Raw genomic sequence first — 8,310 nt, 5'->3', positions numbered from 1 at the left:
AGCTCCCCTGCTCGTTCTCATTGGAAATTGTGGAACACAATTCCTTGGCAAAGAACAAGTCAAAAATTATTATATAGAAGCAAGAGAGCTATGCAAGATTTATAACAATCCTTTAATGTTGATGAAGATAGAAAATTATTTGAAGGAACTAGATGCTGTTTAGTTTATCTTGATATTGGAGTGTTACTTAAACATTAAATAGCCTGTAAGGCTGATAGTTAGATTAATACTATCAGCCTTATGATTATGTGACTATTAGTTCGTCTCGCTCCGTTAGGTGCGAGACAAAAAAACCACCCGCTATGCGGGTGCAGTTCATTCAACACCTGATAGTATGCGTTTTTTAGGGTTTTAAAGACTGATTGCTCAGTCTCTTTTTCATTATAATTCAGTTATAATTTAATCTTATTTGAGAAAGTGGGTGATGCTATTCTCTAATAAGACTATGATATTAATTTTTGATAGTACTTCCAGAAATTATAGATCCCCTTTCATCCCCAATTTCTATTTTCAAGTGTCTGTACTATATAGTGTGTTCTAAATTCACTATATCTTGTTAGGGGTTGAGTAGAATCATTGATAACAGACTGTTACAAATCTAGTTAGCTGTATGATTTATATTTATCTATTTTTCTAGTAACCAATCTATGATATTTTTCTTCTCAATTCCATTGTAATTGGCTGTTGGCTGAATCGTATCCATTGTTAATAGATACTTGGGGAATTGATCTTTAATGGCTTCTAGTGGTCTAAGTTCTCTTTCTAGTGTTTCAGGAGCAAGTGTTGTTTCACTGACTTGATAATAAGCGTAGTGACCAAGATCAGTTACAACAACAAAATCAACCTCATATTTATCTAAATTACCAACATATACTTGTGAATATCTACGTCTCAATTCCAAATACACCATATTTTCCAAGATATGCCCAATGTCTTCTTTGTGGTCTGGCAATAAGAGGTGTCGTAAACCTAAATCAACGGGATAATATTTTTCTAAGCGTTGTAATAATGCTCTGCCTTTTACATCAAAACGTGGAACGGAATAAAAAAGTAAACTATCTGTCAAAGTTGTCAAATAATTTTCCAAAGTATTATGGGATATTGAAACATTTTGGCTGACTAGGGTATTGCGAATCTTATTTGTTGATATTAAGCTACCTGTACTACTGAGTAGGGTTCGGACAATGCGCTCAATAATAGTAGGATTTGGATTTCCCAATCTAGTGACAATATCATTTAACAGTATGGAGTTATATATTCCTCTGAGATAGTCAATTTTTTCAGCGTAAGATGATGTTTGCAATAAGTAAGGGAAAGCACTAAAGAGATAATTGTTAAAAATTTCTGTTGTATTCAGATTCTCTGTGAGAGATTGACCTGATAGATATTCTTCAAATGACAAAGGAAGAACCTCTATCTCAACATACCGACCAGTCAAGTTTGTAGCTAATTGGCTACTCATAAAGTAGGCGTTTGATCCAGTCAAATAGAGGTCAACATTTGGTAGGATGAATAGGCTATCTGCAACTAGTTCAAATTTTTCAACATGTTGAATTTCATCTAAAAAGATATAGTATGTTTTCTCGCTAACTAATTGATCTTTTATATAAGTGTATAATGTTTGGAAATGTCGGAGGTCATAATAACTCAGATCCTCAAAATTGATGGATATGATTTGATCCTCGTCTACTCCAGCTGCTAGTAACTCCTCTTTATAGAGTTGAAAGAGAACAGATTTACCAGCTCGCCTCACTCCACTCACAACCTTAATGATTTGGCGGTCACGATGTCTTCTTAAAAAGTCTAAATAATGTGGTCTTTTAATATAGTTCATAATAGATACCTCAAAGATAGTATAATACAAACAGTAATTATTTTCAAATATTTAGAAATAATATTTAATTTGTTTGATTATTTCTAATTGTTTAGAAATAATATCTGGAACTATTTAAATATCTTCAAGATAGAAAAAGAAATTGTACTTGTTGATGTTGAATCATTTGTGTTAACAAGTCATTTAGAAGCATTTAAGAAATTAGTGAAATGAAAAACTCATGGCAGAACAAATTGTTGGGTATATGGTCTATTACTAACAACTACTGCTAGTTTATGAGATAGATATTTAATTATTCTCGGATAAATAGGATAAGCGTGCTGAAAACTTAGATATGACAAACAAAATAAAATTTTTAAAAGCTACAGAGAAACATGGTATAATGTATCTAAAGGAGGTAGCATATGTCCTTAGATATAGATAAAGAAAAGATGACAATCATGGGAATAGCTTTTGAAAACAGATCCGTTTTTAAGAGTGTTTGGTATGCTTTAAGTACAAATATGATTGAAGGATGGCGACCTACGGTTAGTGATGTTGAAAAATTACGAGATGAAGCTCTTGCTCTGGGGATGACTTAATGAAGCGCAACTGTTATGAATCTTATGACTATGTTGATCCGGATAATTTATATACCGATCCGGGTTCTTCAGTTCTAAGAAATAAGCAGGAAGGAAAAAAGCATGTGAGCTTGAATATCGTATGATTGCTAGTAAGAGTTTGAAATTATTTATCAATCCTATCTTAGTTAATAGTTTAAAAGTAGTTTGTTTCACAACTGCATAAGCTTAGAAAAGTTGAAAAGTGATAACTCTTTAATAAACTCTTGGTTTGTTAAAAGATATTTTGTCCACTACATTTTTTCAATTGACTATTATTTGTCATAGATATAACAGATAGAACATTGCATTCAGAATAATGAAAAACGCATCAAAAATGGTGCGTTCTGTTTTTATGCTATCATAAAAGGAGGAAAACAAATTGAAAATTTTTAAGGGAGAGTTTTATCGAATCTCTGTATTAACAGACAAGCTAGTAAGGTTAGAATACTCTCGAACTGGAAATTTTGAGGATAGAACGACACAACTTATCTATAATAGAGATTTTGGCCAAGTTTCGTTAGATTATATCGAGACATCAAACGTACTAGATATTATGACGGACTATTTTCATCTGCACTTTAATAAGGGAGAATTTAACGCCGAAAATCTATTTATAGAATTAAAAGGAAATTTTGCCGTATATGGTAGTCGCTGGTATTTTGGTGAATCTATTGAAACATTAAAAGGAACAGCTCGGACTCTGGATGAGGCAGATGGAGCAATCACGTTAGAAGATGGAATTATTAGCAGAAATGGTATAGCCTTATTGGATGATTCTCAAGGATTTATTTGGGATGAACAGTCTGGTTATATTGAGAGAGACAATCAAATTGACCTCTATTTCTTTGCCTATGGGCATGATTATAGAGGAGCAATCAGAGACTTTTACCATTTGACTGGCTCAACACCCTTGTTGCCAAGATATGCTTTAGGCAATTGGTGGAGTAGGTATTGGCCATATACGTCAGATGAATATTTGAATTTAATAGACAGATTTGAAACAGAGAAAATTCCATTATCTATCGGTGTGTTAGATATGGATTGGCATATAACTGAAATTCCAGCACGTTTTGGAAGTGGCTGGACAGGATATAGTTGGAATAAAAACTTAATACCAAATCCAGAACAGTTATTGCAACAACTTCATGATAGAAAGTTAAAACTCTCTTTAAATGTCCATCCTGCTGATGGTATACGGGCTTATGAAGAAGCTTATCCTCAAGTCGCAAAACGATTGGGGTTAAATGTAGAACTAGAGGAACCTGCTATTTTTGATTTTTTTAATCCCTCTTTTAGAGAAGCCTACTTTAAAGATGTTCATTATGAGCTAGAAAAGCAGGGAGTAGATTTTTGGTGGATTGACTGGCAACAAGGGACACAAGGCATGTTGGATCCACTGTGGCTTTTAAACCATTATCACTATCAGGATAGTTGTAAAAATGCAGAAGGTGGCTTGATTTTATCAAGGTATGCAGGTCCTGGTAGTCACCGCTACCCTGTTGGTTTTTCAGGAGATACCATTATTAGTTGGAATTCCTTAAGATTTCAACCTTATTTTACAGCGACAGCATCTAATATCGGTTATAGTTGGTGGAGTCATGATATCGGTGGACATATGTTGGGGGATTATGACGAAGAGCTACAAACTAGATGGCTACAGTTTGGTGTTTTTAGTCCGATTACTCGATTACATAGTTCTAGAAGTCCTTTTAATAGTAAAGAACCTTGGTTTTTTTCAGAAACAACATCTAAGATTATGAAGAAATACCTTCGTTTGAGACATCAGATGATTCCTTATCTATATACCATGAATGTAAAGACACATGAGGAAGGTGCCCCATTAATCAGTCCAATGTATTATTTCTATCCAGAGAATGATGAGAGCTATAATGTTCCAAACCAATACTTTTTTGGAACAGAACCGATGGTGGCTCCCATTGTAGAAAAGATGGATTTGACATTCCAATCTGCAAAAGTAGATGTATGGTTCCCTGAAGGTGAATGGTATGACTTCTTTTCAGAGAAAAAATACACAGGTGGTGTGAAGTTAAGTGTTTATAGGGACATCTCGACTACGCCTGTGTTTGCAAAAAGTGGTGCAATCATTCCCTTGGTTGGTTCTGAGATAGGTATGGGTGTTGATTTACCTGAAGTTGTAGATTGGTATGTATTCCCAGGCAAACAACATTCTTTTGAAATGCTTGAAGATCAAAATGGTCAAAGATATAAAACAAGATTATCAATCGATTGGGAAATGGGAATGGTAGAGTTAGCATTACAAGGAGATTCTAGTATCGTTCCAAACAATAGAAAACATAGAATTCATTTTAAAGGAACTAATGTGTCTATCATTGAATTGCCAAATAAGAATGATACAGCTAGATTTGAATGGAAAGATAATAAAAGGACACCCCTAAATGATGAAGTTTTTAGACTACTAAAGACGGCTTCTCTTCCATATGAATTAAAAGATAGATTGTTAAATCAATTCATCAATGCCAAAAATTCTCATGACTTAATGAATATCTTGCATCGTCAGGACGAGGAATTGAGAGGGCGTTTGTTGGAAATGATATTTACTAGCCAAAACTAATTGAAATAATTAGAAAGTCATTTGTTTAGTGTATATGAAGCTTCGGTATGGAATTTGTCATCATTGGTCACATTGAAAATGTGAAATAAGCACCTACAACATAGACTTTACAACACTTCATGTTTCATATCATGGGGTGTTTTTCTATTTAAGTCAAAGCCAATCAAAAAATCTCACTATTCATCAGGCTAAAAGAAACCTAATCATAGTGAGATTGTGAATTATAGTAATTTTTGTATCGCCTCTTCAATTTGTTTGGGGTCTGTTTTTGAAGAAAAGCGCTCAAAGACCTGCCCATCACGGCCGATGAGAAACTTAGCGAAATTCCATTCGATTCGTTTTCCTAGTGGGCCAGATTTTTGGTCTGTTAACCAAACATAGAGAGGGTCTGTCTCCTTGCCGTTGACCTTAATCTTGGCAAAACGTGGGAAGGTGGTTTGATAGTTTAGGCTACAGAAGCTGTTGATTTCCTCTGAGCTGCCGGGTGCTTGTCCCATAAACTGATTACAAGGGAAGTCTAAGATTTCAAAACCTTGTTCTTGATAGCGGTCATAGAGTTCTTGAAGTCCCTGGTACTGGGGCGTTAAACCACATCCAGTAGCAGTGTTGACAACCAAGAGAACTTTCCCACGATAGGCATCTAGTGGAGTTTCTTGATTGTCTTGGTTCAAGACTGAAAAATCGTATAGTGAAGTCATTGCTTGCTTTTCTCCTTCTGTTTGGTATTTTTAGGAGTTTTCTCCTCCTGTAGGGATAGAAAGCCGTAGGTCAGGGTTCCAAAAATGCTACCGATAATCAGGCCATACATTAGGAAAGGAACACTTTTATCGAATTGCACGAGCAACTTCCCAAAATCTGAAAAGGACATCTGCTGAACGAAGACTTTATGAAAGATGAGTAGGGTAAAGAGGCCAATCTGAAGGCCGATAAACACAATCCAGCTTCGGAATTTGATTTGGCCTTTGCTGTAGGTTTTGAGGACAATTTCTGACTTGTCATCTTTTTCCAGCTGGAGTTCTTTGACGACTCTTTGAGTTTTTAAAGTAATGAAAAAAATGAGTCCAGAGTAAACGTAGGGCATGGCATAGCGAACGGCTTCTATGAAGCGTCCAAATAACAGATAAAACAAGAAGAGGAAGAAGGAAGAATAAACGATTTGGACCATGGAACGGGCACAGGCTTTGTAGATAATCTCTTGCCGGCATTCATCAAAAGGGCCTTGGATATGAAAGAGATTTCGAAGTAGGCGAGTGGTGAAGTCTTCTTTTTTCATGTTAGTAATCTCCTAGATGAGTGGTTTTACTGACTTTCTTTTACGAATTGATAGAGATAATAAAGATAAGTGATAGAAGAAAGGCTAGCGATAGTCAGCAGTAAATAATATTTCCAACCGCTTGAGATGAGCATCAGTTGTGGTAAAGATAGAATCATAAAGTACAGTGCTAAGTTGAGTATGCGTGTTTTTTGGGAGTCAATCTTTAGATAAGTTAGCCCTTTGTTAAGTGCTGGAATAAAGACTAGCCCGAGGAATATCTCGCTGATTGGCAAGTTCCCTGAAACGATGATGAAGATGAGCAGGGAACTGAACAAAAGATGATAGGTAAGTAAAGTTACTAGTGATTTCATAAGGCACCTCCTAATCCTGGTCTTTTTTAGCTCTTGCAATACGAAGTGAGTCGACAATATGTATCATCACCCCGAAAAAGAAAGCTCCCAGTATAGTTTTAAAAATATGTTTTGTATTTAGAAGAGAACTGATAAAATTTGGATTTTCACTTGTTAGGGTATCAATGAGTGGAATTATAAAAAATATCACTGTTCCATAAATCGAACCTGCTTTCAGACCAGGATAACGTAACTGTTTCTGTTCTTTTTTCATGAGTTTCCTCCTAATCATTATCCTGATTTTTCTTGGCTTTTGCAATGCGACGGGAGATGATAATTTGTATAATCACTCCGAAGAAGAAAGATTGGAGAATACTTGAAAAAATATTTTTAAAAGTGAGAAGAGACTGAAGATAGTCCTGACTCTCACCTAGCAGTATATGGAGAAGAGGGGTTGAAAAAAACTCATTAATCCATAGAGTAGACCTGCTTTCATACCAGGGTAGTGTAGTTGCTTGCTTTCTTTCTCGCTCAGCATATCTGGATCAATAGCTGTAATCCCTGTTTTTTTGGTTTGGGAGAGCACATAGAGAGCAGAAATCATCGAAATGCCGAATACCACAAGAGGATAGCCGATAGCGACAATTTGTGGGTATTTATAAGCGAGGACAAAGGGGATGAGATTTCCAAATGTCATCAGATAAAAGAGGATGATAAAGACTTGATTGCCAATACGATCAGCCTCGCGTCGTTTGTGTTCATCAAGTGGTCCTGAAATGCCATAAATGCGTTTGATCAGTTTTTCCGTGAAGGTTTCTTTTTTCATAAGTTTGCTCCTTTTTTAAAAATTATCCTCCCAAAAGAGACTGTTGAGGTCAGTTTGGAGGCTGCGGGCGAGATTGAGACAGAGTTCCAAGGTTGGATTGTACTTGTCGTTTTCAATCATATTGATGGTCTGTCTCGAGACACCGATATCCTTGGCTAGTTCTAGCTGGGAAATGCCCAGTTCCTTGCGAAATTCTTTCACACGATTCATCTGGTCTCCTTTCTGATTTATGTCGTATATATTTGACTATATTATATTCTTTTAAATATAAAGTGTCAAGTATTTTTGACATATTTTTGAAGAAATAGTAGTCTCCTTGTCCGATTATCACATTAAAATGAAAGCTCTTCTAGGCATAAGAAAACACCTCTGAGTTATACTTGTTGTTCAATCACAAACACAAGAAAGGCACAGAGATGCAAAACCATTATACTACAAAAGCCAAACATTTGACAATCGATAGCCGTCGCTTAATCGAACGATGGAAAAAGGAAGGGAAATCAAATAGAGAAATCGCCTCTTTACTTGGAAAAGCTCCTCAAACTATCCATACTGAAATCAAGCGTGGGACAGTCCGACAATGTCTTGGAAAAGGGCGCTTTAAAGAGGTTTATTCTGCCGACTATGCTCAACAGTCTTATGAAAATAATCGCAAGCGCTCGGTCAAGAAATCAAGCTTGACCAAGGAACTAAAGGAAAAGATTCTCCACTATCATAACCAAAAATTTTCGCTTGATAAGAAACAGGCTAGCACCAACTTTAAACCTGCTGGTCAATCCATCGAACAGCGGCCTGAAGCTATAAATCTTCGCTTGGAGAATGGGCATTATGATACTCAATCATTTTCAAA

At 35.8% G+C, this 8,310-nt stretch carries 9 protein-coding genes and 2 pseudogenes; 4 read left to right on the top strand and 7 right to left on the bottom strand.

Annotated elements, in window-relative coordinates; genetic code table 11:
* Window positions 1–163 (top strand): annotated as a pseudogene (locus HT678_RS10235) (XRE family transcriptional regulator); the annotation flags it as partial.
* A gap of 462 nt (window positions 164–625) precedes the next feature.
* Here the strand turns inward: HT678_RS10235 and HT678_RS10230 are convergent.
* Complete coding sequence (locus HT678_RS10230) at window positions 626–1,834, bottom strand: ATP-binding protein (RefSeq protein ID WP_050208523.1); 1,209 nt, start codon at window positions 1,832–1,834, stop codon at window positions 626–628.
* Between the two features lie 404 nt (window positions 1,835–2,238).
* On the opposite strand from HT678_RS10230, the gene HT678_RS10225 reads away from it, so the two are divergent.
* Together HT678_RS10225 and HT678_RS10220 are read left to right on the top strand one after the other, a co-directional pair.
* A complete protein-coding gene (locus tag HT678_RS10225; RefSeq protein ID WP_000050748.1) occupies window positions 2,239–2,415 on the top strand; it encodes a hypothetical protein in 177 nt (58 codons plus the stop codon).
* Between the two features lie 400 nt (window positions 2,416–2,815).
* A complete protein-coding gene (locus HT678_RS10220) occupies window positions 2,816–5,029 on the top strand; it encodes a TIM-barrel domain-containing protein (protein WP_172924966.1) in 2,214 nt (737 codons plus the stop codon).
* Between the two features lie 221 nt (window positions 5,030–5,250).
* Here the strand turns inward: HT678_RS10220 and HT678_RS10215 are convergent, their stop codons facing one another.
* The 6 genes and pseudogenes from HT678_RS10215 to HT678_RS10190 form a co-directional block, all read right to left on the bottom strand.
* A complete protein-coding gene (locus HT678_RS10215) occupies window positions 5,251–5,727 on the bottom strand; it encodes a glutathione peroxidase (RefSeq protein ID WP_023941504.1) in 477 nt (158 codons plus the stop codon).
* Window positions 5,724–6,302, bottom strand: coding sequence for a DUF3278 domain-containing protein (locus HT678_RS10210; RefSeq protein ID WP_023941505.1), 579 nt, complete (start codon window positions 6,300–6,302; stop codon window positions 5,724–5,726). The genes HT678_RS10215 and HT678_RS10210 overlap by 4 nt, the downstream gene beginning before the upstream one ends.
* A gap of 26 nt (window positions 6,303–6,328) precedes the next feature.
* Window positions 6,329–6,655, bottom strand: a complete 327-nt coding sequence (locus HT678_RS10205; RefSeq protein WP_000839388.1) for a hypothetical protein — start codon at window positions 6,653–6,655, stop codon at window positions 6,329–6,331.
* A 10-nt stretch (window positions 6,656–6,665) separates the two neighbouring features.
* Entirely contained in the window at window positions 6,666–6,908 is a 243-nt protein-coding gene (locus tag HT678_RS10200) for a hypothetical protein (RefSeq protein WP_000712156.1), read from the bottom strand.
* A gap of 10 nt (window positions 6,909–6,918) precedes the next feature.
* A pseudogene (locus HT678_RS10195) lies at window positions 6,919–7,460 on the bottom strand (DUF3278 domain-containing protein).
* A 15-nt stretch (window positions 7,461–7,475) separates the two neighbouring features.
* Window positions 7,476–7,670, bottom strand: a complete 195-nt coding sequence (locus HT678_RS10190; RefSeq protein WP_001082471.1) for a helix-turn-helix transcriptional regulator — start codon at window positions 7,668–7,670, stop codon at window positions 7,476–7,478.
* A gap of 206 nt (window positions 7,671–7,876) precedes the next feature.
* Here HT678_RS10190 and HT678_RS10185 point away from each other — a divergent pair.
* Window positions 7,877–8,310 (top strand): helix-turn-helix domain-containing protein (locus tag HT678_RS10185; RefSeq protein ID WP_172924963.1); only part of this gene is annotated, 434 nt, incomplete at its 3' end.

This window comes from Streptococcus sp. 3167, from assembly GCF_013277175.1.
GTDB classification, from domain to species: Bacteria; Bacillota; Bacilli; order Lactobacillales; family Streptococcaceae; genus Streptococcus; species Streptococcus pseudopneumoniae.
Note: the sequence above shows the minus strand (reverse complement) of the source record. Positions and strands in the feature narration are given on the sequence as shown.